This window comes from Mesorhizobium sp. LMG17149, from assembly GCF_024518695.1.
Classification (GTDB): Bacteria; Pseudomonadota; Alphaproteobacteria; order Rhizobiales; family Rhizobiaceae; genus Mesorhizobium.
The window spans coordinates 208,804-222,912 of sequence record NZ_JANIFL010000004.1 but is presented as its reverse complement, the minus strand read 5'-3'; the positions used below and the strand labels follow the sequence as shown (position 1 = coordinate 222,912).

Genomic DNA, 14,109 nt, shown 5'->3' with positions numbered 1-14,109 from the left:
TCCGCGTTTATGCAGGTGCCTACTGGCTCGCGGAAGTTACGCGCCAGACCGTGTTTCCGACATCGTCAGCGATCAGCAACGCGCCCGATTTGTCGACGGCAACACCGACCGGCCGCCCGTGCGCCTTGTTGTCCTTGTCGAGGAAACCGGTGACGACATCCTGCGGCTTGCCGTCTGGATGACCATCCTTGAACGGCACGAAAACGACCTTGTAGCCGTTGAAGCTCTTGCGGTTCCAGCTGCCATGCTCGCCAACAAAGGCGCCGTTGCGATACAGGTCCGGCAGGTTGGTTCCAGTGTAGAACGCTAAGCCCAGAGGTGCGACGTGGGAACTCAAGGCATAGTCGGGAGGGATCGCCTTGGCGACCAAATCCGGCCGCTGCGGCATCACGCGCGGGTCGACATGCTGACCATAGTAGCTGTACGGCCAACCATAGAACGCGCCGTCCTTGACCGAGGTCATGTAGTCGGGAACCAGGTTGGGACCGAACTCGTCGCGCTCGTTGACAACAGCCCATAGCGTGCCGCTCTGCGGCTCCCAGCTCAGCCCGTTGGGGTTGCGCAGGCCGCTCGCGAAAACACGATAACGGCCAGTGGCCCTGTCGACTTCCCAGATGGCAGCCCGGTCCTTTTCCGCCTGGATGCCGTTCTCGGTGATGTTGCTGTTGGATCCGATGCCGACATAAAGCAGAGACCCGTCGCGGCTGGCCACGAGAGACTTTGTCCAGTGGTGATCGATAGGCCCGCCGGGCAACGGCGTCAGCACGGTGCCCGGGGCGGTGATCTTGGTGTCGCCCGACGTGTAGGGGTACCGCACGATGGCGTCGGTGTTGGCGACGTAGAGATCGTTGCCGACCAGCGCCACACCAAAGGGCGAATTGAGATGATCGAGAAAAACCTCCTGGACATCGGGCACACCATCGCCGTTGGTATCGCGCAGCAGAGTGATACGGTTGCTTCCTTCGGTGCCGCCGCCCGACGTCGCCATGGACTCGATCCAGCCCATGACCAGGTCTTTCGGCCGCTTGATCACCGCACCGGGCGGCGCCACGGACTCGACCACCAGAACGTCACCATTCGGCAATGTGTAAAGCGAGCGCGGATGCTTTAATCCCTTGGCGAAGGCCTGGATTTGCAAACCCTTGGCGACCGTCGGCCTTTCCTCCTGTTTCCAACCGATGACCGACGCGACATGCATCGGCGGCACCAGATACTGAATAGGCTCAGGCAGCATCGGGTTCGCTCCGACGTGATCGGTGGGATCCGGTTCGTTGTCGCTGCAGGCGGGCAGCACCAAAATCGATCCGCACAGCAGACCGAGGCTGGCGATACGCGGGATATGTCTGGCGGAGACATTCATTCGACCACCTCCACTTGAGTGCGGCCGGAACTCCATCCCAGCAGGCCCACCAAGAGAATAACGATCACGGCGGCGGCGGACAGGATGAGCCCCGTCGGCACGACCGAGGTCCAGGCATCCCGGCTGTGCACCAGTGCATTGAAGAGCGATATGACGAGCACGACGAAGCTGCCGAGGAGATATGGCCATACAGGCCCGGCTTCACCGGAAAGCCGGTCGGTAAACAAATCGACCAGTGCTGCAAGAACCGCGAGCACGCCTACAAGCAGGCCGGCAAGCAGCAGCCAGGCGGAAAAATCGGCCCACATCATTTCAGCGCTTCGCCAATAGGCAACGTCGGTCAGCAATGTGCCGACGAAACATGCATTTGCGACTGCCATCGGCGTTCTATGCAACGGACGCCTGGCGGCCACCAACACGGATCGGGCGCGGGCCATGGACATTCTCCACCTTTGAAGCTGTACCTGTCCTCCAAACCAACTTGTGGTTGGGAGGTTCCCGGAACCGTTTGCGTTCAAGAACTCGTGATGGCGCTGGCGATGCCTCAGAACGGCGAGGTGCGCGATGCTCCTGCGGAGTTAGCGCAATGTCCGCAAGGTGATCGAGTATCGATGCAGGTCAACTGGCGGAATGCTGTGCTCCCATTCCGTGCGCGATGATCCAGTCATGAGATACGCCGACCTTGGTTCGACGACGATGGTCCGGCGATCCCACTTGGCGCCATTCTTCCGCCGGAGCCGGAAGCTGCAAGGCGCCAGCAACGAAACACCCGCAACGTCTTCGAAATGAGGTTTGTCTCGATGCCAGCCGATGCCGGCGCCGGGCCGGTATTCATTGATCAACACTTGCGCGAAGGCATCGGCGGGCTTGCCTGCCAACGCCGCGATCTGGTCGCGCAGGGCCAACAGGAAGTCAGGGATCGGCGGGGCCTCGACCACCTGGCGCCTATCGTAGTCGTAGCGCAGGCCAAAACCCACGACGCGCCGGTTTGCCAGATGGCCATGGAAATCGAACGCCTCGAAAGGCAGGCCTTCGAGATGCCGGGCGAGTTCGGTTTCTTCTTGCGCGGTGATAAGATCAGGCTGGTAGAGGAAACCTTCCGGCAGGTCGTCGGCGGCACCAAAGAGATCGTGCTGGAGCCCGGATGAGCCGGAGCCGAGTGCTTTCGATTTAGGTGTCGCCATCCCAGCTAGATGGTGAAGGCCAGCCCGCCTGGCAATATCGGAACCGAGCCAGCAAATCTGCACTCCGCCCTGCGGATATCACCGCGCTGACCGGACAAAGCCTGTCAATCCGGAGTCTATCGGGGTGACTGTATTCAATCCAGGATTCCGCGGGCATGCCTTGAATGCGACCGAGGGAGGTTGCATGCATGTACGTACGGTTCTTACCAAACCGCGAGCCTTCGTTGCCAGTTGCTTGTCAGCAACTAGATTGGCAACGCGGCATCCCCAAAACATGCCGCAGTGGCCGGCGCGGGTTTGGGCAACGGTGTCTCACCGGCATCATCGCGTCGGCCACTCGAAATGTCTTCTTGGCGGTTCAGTGGCGGAGAAGCCTCTGTTGGCCCCGGCCCTCAAGCGAGTGGCCGCTCCTGCCTCGCAGGATGCTTCGAGCCCAAATCTCCGATCAGCCGGCGGTACTGGGTTTCGGGTGGACCGTAAGAGTCTCGCGCCAACTTTATGAGACCATCTCGATCGCGGATCGTGATCTCTCCGCGGCGCGCTCGGATATAGCCGTAACTCTCGATCATCTGCAGACCGACGGTAACCCCCGGACGCCTGACACCAAGCATGATGGACAGAAATTCATGGGTTATCATAAGTCTGTCGCCGACAGTGCGGTCGCTGCACATCAAAAGCCATCTCGCCAGCCGGACTTCCAGGCTCTGCCGTGCGTTGATCGATGCCGTGTAGCTTGTCTGAACATGGAAATATTGGACATAGCGCAACAGGAACGGCCGCAATGTAGGACTGTCCTCCAGGGCTTCGACGAATGGAGCAGCCTCTATCCGGAGGGCCTCGCATGTCGACTGGACGTAACAATCAAAGTTCGCCTGGTCGTCCCCCATGATCAGGGCCGAACCGGTCATTCCTTCGAACCCGATGATTCCGACTTCCGCTTCGGTTGCCTCCGAAGTACTGGCCACCACCGATGCCAGTCCGCTTTCCAGAAAATAGACGGCTTCGATCTTCTGCCCCGCAGTCTCCAGCGGCGCGCAACTCCAGGAAAGCGCTCGCCAGATGCGGCCTCAGCCGCGCGAGATCGTCCGCGCTCATGCGGCGAAGCAATTCGCTCTTGGCTTGCAGTATCTGGTAATCCACGAGACTCTTTTCCCTTGGGCAAGAGCACTGGAATCTCTTAGCCGGCCGCGCCCGTCGAACGAGCGGACGGTAACGAACCATAGACTTCGTCTCGCGCAGCACTAGACGAGCCGGCGTGTTGGTATGAAACCGACAGTTACTGCTGAAGACTCGAAGGCCTTGTTGGCTGACCATCTTTCGCCAGCAAACGAGCCTCCCGCAGGATAGAGGCGCGATCGAACCCGAGGAGCGATATGATTTCGCGTATCTGCTGTTCAGTGGCGCCTGTATCCCGCGCCAGCGCGGTTATCGCGTCTACTGGCAGACCGGGGTGCTCGGGCGCCTTTGCCATGCAACGCCATGCCTCGCGATGGGCAAGAGCGGTGGTCACTCCCAAGCGTCAGCGCCCAATTGTGCTGCTGACGATTGCCCTTTGTACGCTTCCGTACAGAGCTTTGCGAGTCAATTCGGGCCGAGGCTGATTTGAGGGTTCTTGCGTCCTTGCGTCGTCCGTCCGTCGCCCCGAAATTCTTCGGAACGATTGCCCGGCTGAGAGGTTCAAATATTCCACCCAACAGGAGTCCGAACGATGGATCACACCAACCACGTACGCCTCACAAGCACCGAACTGACGCCAGACATTCTCGAAGACGCCACAATTTACGACGCGGACGACAACAAGGTCGGCAGCGTTTCGCACGTCCACGGCTCTGGAGCCGCCAGTCAGGTCGTCATCGATGTCGGCGGCTTTCTCGGCATAGGTGCCAAGCCGGTGGCCGTTCCCGCGAGCCAGTTGGAATTCATGCGCGATGAAGACGGCGACGTTCACGCGGTGACGAACTGGACCAAGGATCAGCTCAAGAGCATGCCCGAGCATCACGATGCATGATTTCGAGGACTTCACCTTGAACGGGAGCGGCCGCTTGGCCGCTCTCTGAACGTCCCTTGGGCGCGACAGGATGGACAGACGATGCGGCGCGAGACCGGAGCCTGCTTCTGCGGAGGGATCGCCGCAGCCATGGGCGGAGAGCCTTTTTGGATATGCTACGATCACGACGACGATTGCCGCCGGGCCATCGGAAGTCCGATGACAATCTGGGTCGGTTACCGGCCTGAGCAATTTCAGCTTCTTAGAGGGACACCGAAGGCCTTTTCCAAAACGCCAGGCGTCACCCGCACGTTCTGCCCGGACTGTGGAAGCTCGATAGGCTATAGCGACGAAGGTCTGCCGGACGAGTTCTACGTGACGGTCGGCTTCTTTGACAAACCTGAAGGTTTTCAGCCGCAAGCCCATGCCTATTGGGTTCTGAGGCTACCGTACATCGAGTTTGATGACAGCCTGCCACGCATCGACCGATATTCGAGGAAGCGCGACCCGAAGTTGGGCAACCCGCGCGACCGGTAGTCGCGGTGCAAGGCGCGAGGGCATCGGCGGAACCTGACGATCGCTAACGGGTTATTCGGGCAGACCCGTCGGGTGCCACCATGCCATCGACCGTGATCCGAAACGCACAATACGACCCCGCCACCAGGATCCTCTCGGTCTGGTTTGTTCCGAGCGGCAAACGTTACGACTATGAGGATGTTGCTCCGGTAACTTATGCCGCTTTCACCAAAGCTTCCTCAAAAGGCCGATTCTTCAATGAATTCATCCGAGATCGCCATCGGTACCGCCGCGTGGCGTGACAAGTTCGGACATGAGCAGACGATGCACGGAACCTGACCCGCATCGTCTCGTTGACGTCTCGTCGAAGCAAACCAGGCAATGACAATTCATCTGGATATGCTCGGGACCGGCAAAGATCGATCGGAACAGGCTTCAAGGGAGTTCAAGAGCCATGACGGCCAAGAAGCAGAAGACCGAAAGCAAGGACAAGAAGGCGCTGCGCTTGGCAGAGACCACCGACGTCTCACCCAAGCAGGCCAAGGAGCTTATGCAAAAGCATGGCAAGGACAGCCCCAAGGTCGAGAAAGAAGCCAGAAACTTCAAGGCGGAAGGATAGGACGCATTGAGGCCCGGCTTGCATGACCCCTGCAGGGGATCGGCCGCCAGGCAATTCGGGATTAAGGCGGTTCGCCGGCCTTTTCGGCCGCGAGGGCAAAGGGGAAGCGCAGCACCAGGTTGCGGTTCTCGTCAAAAATCTCGAAGGCCAATCCGGTACGCAGCGGCTTGCCATGCAGCAGCTCTTCGGCGAGGATTTCCTTCGCCGACGCCATCGCGTTTTCCTCGGCGCTCGCGAGATCAGAAAATTCCTGGCCCTCGGGATCCTCCTGCAAGCTTCCGCTCTCGTCTCGAAGGTCGAAAAAGTACCTGGACATGCCGACTGAACTCCTCATTGCGATGATGGAATCGGAAGCGCCAGCCTCAGATTTCAGTGCCTGATGTACCCGGATTGTCGAAGAGCACAGCCAGGCCATGCTCGATGGCGCAGGCCGCAATCAGATCATCGAAGGCCTTTCCCGAAAGCGGGCAACTTGGCATCACCTCCCGAATTGCGGTTCCGGCCTTGGCGGTAGAGATCACATCGTGGCGTTTCTTGCGTGTCTCGACATATTGCTGGACCAGGATTTTCAGGCGCCTCACCGCAACATCGTCCGTAAACATGGATTCCTCAGCCAATGCCTGAAGTATGGCTGTCGGCGTGATCATCGTGCCGACGGTCTCGGGGTTAGCCGAGATTGCTCGCACAATATTTCCATGGGCAGTTGGTTCCCCCGACCGCTTGCTTGGTAATTTTCGTACAGGGAATGCCCTTGCCCGCGCTTTTACCGAGCCGAACCGACGCCGGGTTTCCGATGCCAATGGCGAGCCTTCAGGCTTGCATCACCTTGCGGCTGTGACGTGCAACGACACTTTCCTCATCGGTCGCAATCACGCGCACCTCCACCTTGCTCTCGGGACGACTGATGATTTCGGCGTGGATGTCGTTGGCGCGTTCTTCAAGCACCACGCCAAGCCAGGTCAGTTTTTCGCATATGGCCTTGCGGATGGACGCGGACCGTTCGCCGATGCCGGCGGTGAACACGAGGCATTCAAGACCACCCATCGTGTTTGCAAGCGCTGCTGCTTCCCTCGCCGCGCGGAAGGCAAAAAGCGCCATCGCCTCTTGGGCGCGAGGATCGTTGCTCCCTTCCAGCGTCCTCATGTCGCCCGAAATACCGGATACGCCGAGCAGTCCCGACTTCTCGTAAAGCATCGTCTGCAGCTCCTCAGCCGCGATGCCTCTTTCCAGTAGGAAGTGCAACAGCACGCCGGGATCGATGGCGCCGCACCGCGTGCCCATGACGAGGCCATCCAGGGCCGAAAACCCCATCGTCGTATCGATGCTCTTGCCCTCGCGCAAAGCGCAAAGGCTGGCACCATTGCCGAGATGGGCGACGATGGTGCGTTTCGCCGCAAGAGTTGGCGATATCCCGCTGAGCCGCCCGGCGATGTATTCATAGGAGAGACCGTGAAACCCGTAGCGGCGCAAGCCTTGCCCTTCATATGGGCGCGGAAGGGCGAAGCGCCGCACGAGCGGATCGATCGTCTGGTGGAAAGCGGTGTCGAAACAACCAACCTGTGGCAGGTCCGGTTGCAAGGCGGCTATCGCGCGGACCGGCGCGAGACTGCGAGGCTGATGCAGCGGAGCGAGCGGCGTCAGTCTGTCGATGGCGTCGATGATGTCTGGGGCCAGACGGACAGGTTCGATGAACTCGCTTCCGCCATGCACGATACGATGGCCGGCGCAGAGCAGGTTTCTTTCGCCGATTTCGCCCTGCACCCAATTCAGCATCTCGCCTATGGCCGCGTCCCGCGGCTTGTCGGTGGCGAGCTGCCGATCGCACTGCACCGTTCCGTCGGCCGCTTTTGCGCGGAGTGTGGGTGTGTCGCCCAAGTCCAACGTGCCGCGCGAAACGAGCTGCATATCCTGTGACAAGGTAAGATCGTAGAGCGCGAACTTGATGCTGGACGAACCGGCATTCAGCGCCAGGATCGACCGACGCGTCATTGGCGCGCCTTTGCCGCGCCTTTGTCGGGCCAGCTCCATTTCTGGATTTCGGGCATATCCTCGCCGTGCTCGCGGACATAAGCCCTGTGCTTTACCAACCGGCCGTGGAGTTCGCCGGCAAGCCCTTCAGCCCTTTCGGCCAGTCCCGGCACACGTTCAATGGCGGCAAGCGCGAGGTGGTAGCGATCGAGTTCGTTGAGCACCACCATGTCGAACGGCGTCGTCGTGGTGCCCTCCTCTCGGAAGCCATGCACATGCATGTTGTCATGGTTGGCGCGACGGTAGGTCAGGCGATGAATAAGATAGGGATAGCCGTGATAGGCGAAGATGACAGGCCGTGTCTTCGTGAACAACGTATCGAAGTCTCCATCGGCGAGCCCGTGCGGATGCTCGGTGTTGGACTGCAGCGTCATCAGGTCGACGACGTTGACGACGCGGATTTTCAGGTTGGGGATCGCAGAGCGCAGAATGTCGGTCGCGGCCAGCGTTTCCAGCGTCGGCACGTCGCCGGCGCAGGCCATGACCACGTCGGGCTCCTCGCCCTGAGCAACCGTACCGGCCCATTCCCAGATGCCCGCCCCCGCCTTGCAATGCGCTTCGGCTTCTTCAATGGACAGCCATTGCGGTGCCGGCTGCTTGCCGGCGGTAATGACATTGATGCGGTTATAGGTTCTCAGGCAATGATCGGTGATCCACAGCAGGGTGTTGGCATCCGGCGGAAAATAGAGCCTTACCGTATCGGCCTTCTTGTTGGCGACCAGATCGGCAAAGCCCGGATCCTGATGGCTGAAACCATTGTGATCCTGCCGCCAGACATGCGAGGTCAAAAGGTAATTGAGCGAGGCGATCGGCTTGCGCCAGGCAAGCTCGCCGGAGGTCTTCAGCCATTTGGCATGCTGGTTGACCATCGAATCGACAATGTGGATGAAGGCCTCATAGCAGGAGAACAGGCCGTGGCGGCCGGTGAGCAGATAGCCTTCAAGCCAGCCCTGGCAGAGGTGCTCGCTGAGCACCTCCATGACACGTCCGTCACGGGAAAGATGGACGTCGTAGGGTTCAATGCGCTGCATCCAGAGCCGATCGGTAACTTCGAACACCTCGTCGAGGCGGTTGGATGACGTCTCGTCCGGCCCCATCAGGCGAAAATTCCGCGCCTCGGCATTGAGGCGGAACACCTCGCGAAGATAGCTTCCGCAAATCCGCGTCGCTTCAGCGACGACGCCTCCCGGACGAGGCACTTCCAGCGCCAGGCTTTTCCAGTCGGGAAGCACAAGATCGCGCTTCAACAGTCCGCCATTCGCGTACGGGCTTGCGCCCATGCGCTTTGTCCCTGTTGGGGCAAGTGCCGCGAGCTCTGGTAACAGGTGCCCGCCTTCATCGAACAGCTCTCCCGGTTCGTAGCTTCGCATCCAGTTTTCGAGGATCTTGCGGTGGCCCTCATTTCCGCGTGCGTTCGACACCGGCACTTGATGCGAGCGCCAGAAACCCTCGACCTTCTCGCCATCGACCTCCTTGGGACCTGTCCATCCCTTGGGGCTGCGCAGCACGATCATCGGCCATTGCGGGCGTTGACCATGCCATCCCGGAGCCCGTGCCTGTTCCTGAATGGACCGGATGCGATCGAGCACCGTGTCGAGCGTCGCGGCCATCGACTGGTGCATGGCAAGCGGCTCGTGGCCTTCGACGAAGAACGGTTCGTAGCCATAGCCGGCGAAGAGACTTCGCAACTCCTGATCGTCCATACGGCCGAGGATCGTTGGATTGGCGATCTTGTAGCCGTTGAGATGCAGGATCGGCAGGACGGCGCCGTCCGACATCGGGTTCAGGAACTTGTTGGAATGCCATGCCGCCGCGAGCGGACCGGTCTCGGCTTCGCCGTCACCAACGATACAGGCAACCACCAGATCCGGGTTGTCGAAGGCCGCGCCAAAGGCGTGAACCAACGCATATCCCAATTCACCACCCTCATGGATGGAGCCTGGCGTCTCGGGCGCGGCATGGCTTGGCACGCCGCCGGGGAAGGAAAACTGCCGGAACAGTTTCCTGAGGCCGTCTTCGCCCTGCCCGATATCGGGATAGATCTCGCCATAGGTGCCCTCGAGCCAGGTGTTGGCGACCATTGCGGGACCGCCATGGCCCGGCCCGCAGATAAACAGAACATCGAGGTCGCGTTCGCGGATAACGCGGTTCAGATGCACGTAGAGAAAGTTCAGCCCCGGCGTCGTGCCCCAATGGCCAAGCAGCCGCGGCTTGACGTGTTCGGCCTTCAACGGTTCGCGCAACAGCGGATTGTCGAGCAGATAGATCTGGCCGACCGAGATGTAATTCGCGGCGCGCCAGTAGCGGTCCATGAGGTCGATCCGTTCGTGGCCGATGGCCTGCGGCGTCGCGGCAGCCTTGTCGTTCATCGACATCTCCAGCTTCGGTTCGCTGGTGATAACTGGGGCATCTTTGCGCTTGAGCAACCCCCGACTGCCGCGTTCGGGTCGGCGTCACGACCCACGCGGCCGAGAGACCGGACGCCATCTCGGCCGGGCTTGCGGCCCTATCCGCAAATAGGCGGGAACCTTGAAGTCCTCCGGCGGTTAGAAACTGAAATCGCGAAGACCAGGCTCAAGGCAGGTACCGCGAAGGATAGCCTCGAAGCGTTGCACCAAAGGGAGCTAAAAGATGCTCGATCTTCCTCGTGCCCGTGATCGAATGGTCAATATCCATGTCGGCCGGCGTGGCATTCATGACCGTGAGATTCTGCAGGCAATGCGCGAAGTTCCACGCGAGGCCTTCGTCGAACCCGGCTTCGAGGAATTTGCTTACGAAGACACGCCGCTGCCGATCGCCGATGGCCAGACCATATCGCAACCCTACATTGTCGCGTTCATGATCGAGATGGCGGATGTCAAACCGGGTGACCATGTGCTCGAAATTGGCACCGGCTCGGGATACGCGGCCGCGGTGATGAGCCGGATCGTCGAACAGGTCTACACGATAGAGCGTCATCCCGGTTTGGCCGAAGCCGCGAAGCGGCGGTTTGAAAAACTCGGCTACCAAAACATCGAGGTTCGGACAGGCGATGGCACCAAGGGCTGGCCGCAGGCGGCGCCGTTCGACGCCATCGTGGTGACAGCCAGTGGTCCCGGCGCACCGCTCGCCCTTCAGGAGCAACTCGATGTCGGCGGCAGGCTCGTCATTCCGGTCGGCGACGACCCGGATTTGCAACGTCTGCTCAAAGTCACCCGGACAGGCGCCGCAACCTATAGCGAGGAGGATTTCGGCGGCGTGCGCTTCGTCCCTCTGATCGGCGAGCAGGGTTGGTCGGAAAACGGCACGGCCACCGACGTTGGTCGTCCGCTTCGACATCCCCATCCGATCAGCCTGCCTGATATGATCGCGGCCGCGGCCGAACCCCTGCCCGATTTCGACGATCCGGCCTTCGGCGCATTGTTCGATCGGTTCGCCGACCGGCGCATTGTTCTGCTTGGCGAGGCAAGCCATGGCACGTCCGAATTCTACAGGGCGCGCGCGGCGATCACCCGCAGGCTCATCGAACGCCACGGCTTCACCATCGTCGCGGTCGAGGCAGACTGGCCCGACGCAGCGGCGATCGACCGCTATGTTCGCCATCGTCGGCCGCGAACCGGCACTGGCGCGCCATTCCAGCGATTTCCGACCTGGATGTGGCGCAACACCGATGTCGCGGCCTTCACCGACTGGATGCGCCGTCACAACGAGAAGCTAGAGCCTTCGGCGCAAGCAGGGTTCTACGGCCTCGACATCTACAATATGAGCGGTTCCATCGGCGCGGTCCTCGACTATCTCGACCGGGTCGATCCCCAGGCAGCCAAGATCGCGCGCGAACGCTATGGCTGCCTGACGCCCTGGCAACACGATCCGTCCACCTACGGCCGCGCGGTGCTCACCGCCGGCTATCAAAAATGCGAGAAAGCGGTGCTGGAACAATGCCGGGACTTGCTCGCCAAACAGCTCGAATATGCAAAAAGGGACGGCACCGACTTTCTCGACGCTAGTCAGAATGCCCGGCTGATCGCGTCCGCCGAACACTATTACCGGATCATGTACTATGGCGGCGCGGAGTCCTGGAACCTGCGCGACACGCACATGTTCGAAACGTTGGAACATTTGCTGCATGCCGGCGGCCCCAACGCCAAGGCCGTGGTGTGGGCGCACAATTCCCATATCGGCGATGCCCGCTTTACCGAGATGGGCGTCGTCAGGGACGAACTGAACATCGGCCAGCTCTGCCGGCAGCGTTTCGGGGATGAGGCAGCGCTGATCGGTATGGGCACGCATTCCGGCACTGTAGCGGCCGCCAGCGACTGGGACGGCAAAATGGAGGTGAAGCAAATCCGCGCGTCGCACGCCGACAGCTACGAACGGCTTTGCCACGATTCCCTTGTGTCGCGGTTCCTGCTCGACCTCGGGCGCGACACAACGCTGCGTGAGCGGCTGCTGGAACGCAGGCTGGAGCGATTCATCGGGGTGATCTACCGGCCGGAAACCGAGCTGGGCAGCCACTATGCGGACGCTTCCCTGCCCCGGCAGTTCGACGCGTTCCTATGGTTCGACAAAACCGCGGCAGTGACGCCGCTTGGCCCGGAGCATGCAAGAACCGGCGTTCCCGACACCTACCCCTTCGGGCTTTAGCCGGCGCGCGGCGAACCAATGAAGAAGCTGAGGCGTGGAACCGGAACGAACATCCGGTCTGCGATTTCAAAACTGCAATCCCCGTCGAAGGAGTTTTCTCATGACCGGAACCAAACATCCGAAATGGAAGAAACCGAGCGATGCCGACTTGGCGAACAATCCTGGTATCGGGACTTCCAAGGGAACGATCAAGGAAGGCGAAGAGTTCGAGCTTGAAGGCGAGAACACGGTCGAAGGTGACGTCGAAAACGACACGACCGCCGCTGGCGGGATCGATCCAAGACAAAAAATGCGGACCAACAAATAGCTGCCCTGCGCGTCGCTGCGATCAACTTCGCCGGAAGGAGTGAACCATGCCACTTGCCCTTAGCAGTGCCGCCTTTGCCGAAGGCGGACAAATTCCCGAAAGATACACACGAGACGGCAAAAACGTATCGCCGCCGCTGAAATGGTCTGGAGTGCCGGACGAAGCAAAGAGCCTCGTTCTCGTCGTTCAGGATCCTGACGCGCCGAGCGGAACGTTTGGTCATTGGGCGGTGTTCAACATCTCCCCGGACACGAGGGAACTTCCCGAGGCCGAAAGCGGCAAGCCGGGTCCGGGCGCCCTCAGGCAAGCAACGAATGATTTTGGCAACGCCTATTACGACGGCCCTGAACCGCCGGTCGGACATGGCGTTCACCATTACCATTTCCGGCTGGCCGCGCTCGACACGCCGAGCCTTGCCATTCCAGCGAGCGTGGGCATCGAGCGCATCTGGCGGGAGGCGCAGAAACATTCGCTTGAGCAGGCTGAACTCATCGGAACCTACGAACGCAATTCGTAAGTTAATGACCAGGGGCGACCGAGGTGGCCTGCTGCACGGAACGGTTCTCCTCCTCGCCGGTTGTCTGGGAAAGGAGATGCCGCCATGTTTGGAGATATCATGTGGTTGGTCGTCGTTGCCGGCGGCCCATTACTGCTGATCGTGCTGATGGCCTATGCCGTTATCGCACGCCGTCGGCGTGGACCCGCCGAACAACGGGAGAGCGACCGGGCGACCAACCGGCTATACCAGGACAAGCGTTGATCCGCGTCGGCAAGACAATCCGATTGGCAAGACATCCAATCGGCAAGACATCCAATCGGCAAGACATCCAATCGGCAAGACAGGGGATCGTATGCCGCACCGAAGCGACGACGATCCCCAACTACGGTCAGCGCATTATCCTTTGCCGCAACCACGCAAAGAACCTGCCGCTGATGGCTGAGCGGACCCGCGTCGCAGCCCAGCGCGCTTTCATGGTTGAGCCGACGTGGCAATCGCAGACGATGTCGTGCAGCTGCCAGTCGTTCAGCTCGAAAAAGCGCCTTGCCTCACCGTATGTGTCGTCCTTTAAACCCGATGCGCGCAGCACTGGATCCTCGAAGGCGACCGAAATTGCCGTTCCCTCGCCCCGCATCAATGAACGTGCTTCAGGGTGCAGATGTTCGGTGCCTGCAAACGCCCCAAGGCATCGCTCGGGATTACGCTCCAGCAGTTCAGCCCAGCGCTCTATGCGCTGATTTCGTGTCATTGCGGAATAAACAGCCGACGATTCAATCTTGGCGACGGCATGCAGTTGGTCGAGTGTTTGATGTTTCATGGCCAGCTCCTGTTGAGGCAGCGAAGCGCCCACGCCTTCAAGGGAATTACCGCGCGTTAATGCTTCGACAAGAGCGCCAGGCTGGAGAATTCGACACAACCGGATTGGGCCGGCGGGATCATAAACACGCCGGCTGCGTTCATCGACGGGGGCTGCTTGTGACAAGCCA

General features: G+C 60.5%; 16 protein-coding genes and 1 pseudogene. 8 read left to right on the top strand and 9 right to left on the bottom strand.

Going from position 1 to position 14,109, the window contains the following annotated elements; all coding sequences use genetic code 11:
• Positions 1 to 19 precede the first annotated feature (19 nt).
• From NP945_RS10205 to NP945_RS10190, 4 genes and pseudogenes are all read right to left on the bottom strand, one after another.
• Positions 20 to 1,360, bottom strand: a complete 1,341-nt coding sequence (locus tag NP945_RS10205; RefSeq protein WP_256746253.1) for a sorbosone dehydrogenase family protein — start codon at positions 1,358 to 1,360, stop codon at positions 20 to 22.
• Positions 1,357 to 1,797 carry a DUF2231 domain-containing protein gene (locus NP945_RS10200; RefSeq protein ID WP_256746252.1) on the bottom strand — a complete coding sequence of 147 codons (441 nt, stop codon included), beginning with the start codon at positions 1,795 to 1,797 and terminating at the stop codon, positions 1,357 to 1,359. Before NP945_RS10200 ends, NP945_RS10205 begins: the two co-directional genes overlap by 4 nt.
• 141 nt (positions 1,798 to 1,938) lie before the next feature.
• Entirely contained in the window at positions 1,939 to 2,544 is a 606-nt protein-coding gene (locus NP945_RS10195; RefSeq protein ID WP_027036449.1) for an alpha-ketoglutarate-dependent dioxygenase AlkB, read from the bottom strand.
• Positions 2,545 to 2,936: 392 nt separating this feature from the next.
• Positions 2,937 to 3,684 (bottom strand): annotated as a pseudogene (locus NP945_RS10190) (Crp/Fnr family transcriptional regulator).
• A 568-nt stretch (positions 3,685 to 4,252) separates the two neighbouring features.
• Here NP945_RS10190 and NP945_RS10185 point away from each other — a divergent pair.
• The 4 genes from NP945_RS10185 (at position 4,253) to NP945_RS10170 (ending at position 5,666) form a co-directional block, all read left to right on the top strand.
• Entirely contained in the window at positions 4,253 to 4,552 is a 300-nt protein-coding gene (locus tag NP945_RS10185) for a PRC-barrel domain-containing protein (protein WP_013531539.1), read from the top strand.
• An 81-nt stretch (positions 4,553 to 4,633) separates the two neighbouring features.
• Positions 4,634 to 5,068, top strand: a complete 435-nt coding sequence (locus NP945_RS10180) for a GFA family protein (protein ID WP_256746251.1) — start codon at positions 4,634 to 4,636, stop codon at positions 5,066 to 5,068.
• Between the two features lie 80 nt (positions 5,069 to 5,148).
• A complete protein-coding gene (locus tag NP945_RS10175; RefSeq protein ID WP_127320534.1) occupies positions 5,149 to 5,349 on the top strand; it encodes a KTSC domain-containing protein in 201 nt (66 codons plus the stop codon).
• 152 nt (positions 5,350 to 5,501) lie between these two features.
• Positions 5,502 to 5,666, top strand: coding sequence for a hypothetical protein (locus NP945_RS10170; protein ID WP_081738679.1), 165 nt, complete (start codon positions 5,502 to 5,504; stop codon positions 5,664 to 5,666).
• 61 nt (positions 5,667 to 5,727) lie between these two features.
• Here NP945_RS10170 and NP945_RS10165 read toward each other — a convergent pair whose 3' ends face one another.
• Genes NP945_RS10165 through NP945_RS10150 form a run of 4 tightly spaced genes read right to left on the bottom strand, consistent with a single transcriptional unit; the run spans position 5,728 to position 10,063 of the window.
• Positions 5,728 to 5,982 (bottom strand): hypothetical protein, encoded by a 255-nt coding sequence (locus NP945_RS10165; RefSeq protein WP_127267425.1) that lies wholly within the window; start codon positions 5,980 to 5,982, stop codon positions 5,728 to 5,730.
• A 46-nt stretch (positions 5,983 to 6,028) separates the two neighbouring features.
• On the bottom strand, positions 6,029 to 6,466 hold the full coding sequence (locus NP945_RS10160; RefSeq protein ID WP_256746250.1) for a hypothetical protein: 438 nt from the start codon (positions 6,464 to 6,466) through the stop codon (positions 6,029 to 6,031).
• Positions 6,467 to 6,476: 10 nt separating this feature from the next.
• Entirely contained in the window at positions 6,477 to 7,655 is a 1,179-nt protein-coding gene (locus NP945_RS10155) for an acetate/propionate family kinase (protein WP_256746249.1), read from the bottom strand.
• Positions 7,652 to 10,063 (bottom strand): phosphoketolase, encoded by a 2,412-nt coding sequence (locus NP945_RS10150; protein WP_256746248.1) that lies wholly within the window; start codon positions 10,061 to 10,063, stop codon positions 7,652 to 7,654. Before NP945_RS10150 ends, NP945_RS10155 begins: the two co-directional genes overlap by 4 nt.
• Positions 10,064 to 10,325: 262 nt before the next feature.
• On the opposite strand from NP945_RS10150, the gene NP945_RS10145 reads away from it, so the two are divergent.
• The 4 genes from NP945_RS10145 (at position 10,326) to NP945_RS10130 (ending at position 13,384) form a co-directional block, all read left to right on the top strand.
• Positions 10,326 to 12,317 (top strand): protein-L-isoaspartate(D-aspartate) O-methyltransferase, encoded by a 1,992-nt coding sequence (locus tag NP945_RS10145; RefSeq protein WP_256746247.1) that lies wholly within the window; start codon positions 10,326 to 10,328, stop codon positions 12,315 to 12,317.
• A gap of 100 nt (positions 12,318 to 12,417) precedes the next feature.
• The gene (locus tag NP945_RS10140; RefSeq protein ID WP_013531530.1) at positions 12,418 to 12,624 is read left to right on the top strand and encodes a hypothetical protein; all 207 of its coding nucleotides are present in this window, start codon (positions 12,418 to 12,420) and stop codon (positions 12,622 to 12,624) included.
• Between the two features lie 46 nt (positions 12,625 to 12,670).
• Entirely contained in the window at positions 12,671 to 13,141 is a 471-nt protein-coding gene (locus tag NP945_RS10135; protein ID WP_127268875.1) for a YbhB/YbcL family Raf kinase inhibitor-like protein, read from the top strand.
• Positions 13,142 to 13,225: 84 nt separating this feature from the next.
• Entirely contained in the window at positions 13,226 to 13,384 is a 159-nt protein-coding gene (locus NP945_RS10130; protein WP_127268877.1) for a hypothetical protein, read from the top strand.
• A gap of 127 nt (positions 13,385 to 13,511) precedes the next feature.
• Here NP945_RS10130 and NP945_RS10125 read toward each other — a convergent pair whose 3' ends face one another.
• Positions 13,512 to 13,940 (bottom strand): hypothetical protein, encoded by a 429-nt coding sequence (locus NP945_RS10125; RefSeq protein ID WP_256746464.1) that lies wholly within the window; start codon positions 13,938 to 13,940, stop codon positions 13,512 to 13,514.
• Positions 13,941 to 14,109: the final 169 nt, after the last annotated feature.

What these genes read in the sequence shown, in the direction of transcription:
- NP945_RS10205 (WP_256746253.1), bottom strand. Translation starts at nt 1,360, where the DNA reads ATGAATGTCTCCGCCAGACATATCCCGCGTATCGCCAGCCTCGGTCTG.
- NP945_RS10200 (WP_256746252.1), bottom strand. Translation starts at nt 1,797, where the DNA reads ATGGCCCGCGCCCGATCCGTGTTGGTGGCCGCCAGGCGTCCGTTGCAT.
- NP945_RS10195 (WP_027036449.1), bottom strand. Translation starts at nt 2,544, where the DNA reads ATGGCGACACCTAAATCGAAAGCACTCGGCTCCGGCTCATCCGGGCTC.
- NP945_RS10185 (WP_013531539.1), top strand. Translation starts at nt 4,253, where the DNA reads ATGGATCACACCAACCACGTACGCCTCACAAGCACCGAACTGACGCCA.
- NP945_RS10180 (WP_256746251.1), top strand. Translation starts at nt 4,634, where the DNA reads ATGCGGCGCGAGACCGGAGCCTGCTTCTGCGGAGGGATCGCCGCAGCC.
- NP945_RS10175 (WP_127320534.1), top strand. Translation starts at nt 5,149, where the DNA reads ATGCCATCGACCGTGATCCGAAACGCACAATACGACCCCGCCACCAGG.
- NP945_RS10170 (WP_081738679.1), top strand. Translation starts at nt 5,502, where the DNA reads ATGACGGCCAAGAAGCAGAAGACCGAAAGCAAGGACAAGAAGGCGCTG.
- NP945_RS10165 (WP_127267425.1), bottom strand. Translation starts at nt 5,982, where the DNA reads ATGTCCAGGTACTTTTTCGACCTTCGAGACGAGAGCGGAAGCTTGCAG.
- NP945_RS10155 (WP_256746249.1), bottom strand. Translation starts at nt 7,655, where the DNA reads ATGACGCGTCGGTCGATCCTGGCGCTGAATGCCGGTTCGTCCAGCATC.
- NP945_RS10150 (WP_256746248.1), bottom strand. Translation starts at nt 10,063, where the DNA reads ATGAACGACAAGGCTGCCGCGACGCCGCAGGCCATCGGCCACGAACGG.
- NP945_RS10145 (WP_256746247.1), top strand. Translation starts at nt 10,326, where the DNA reads ATGCTCGATCTTCCTCGTGCCCGTGATCGAATGGTCAATATCCATGTC.
- NP945_RS10140 (WP_013531530.1), top strand. Translation starts at nt 12,418, where the DNA reads ATGACCGGAACCAAACATCCGAAATGGAAGAAACCGAGCGATGCCGAC.
- NP945_RS10135 (WP_127268875.1), top strand. Translation starts at nt 12,671, where the DNA reads ATGCCACTTGCCCTTAGCAGTGCCGCCTTTGCCGAAGGCGGACAAATT.
- NP945_RS10130 (WP_127268877.1), top strand. Translation starts at nt 13,226, where the DNA reads ATGTTTGGAGATATCATGTGGTTGGTCGTCGTTGCCGGCGGCCCATTA.
- NP945_RS10125 (WP_256746464.1), bottom strand. Translation starts at nt 13,940, where the DNA reads ATGAAACATCAAACACTCGACCAACTGCATGCCGTCGCCAAGATTGAA.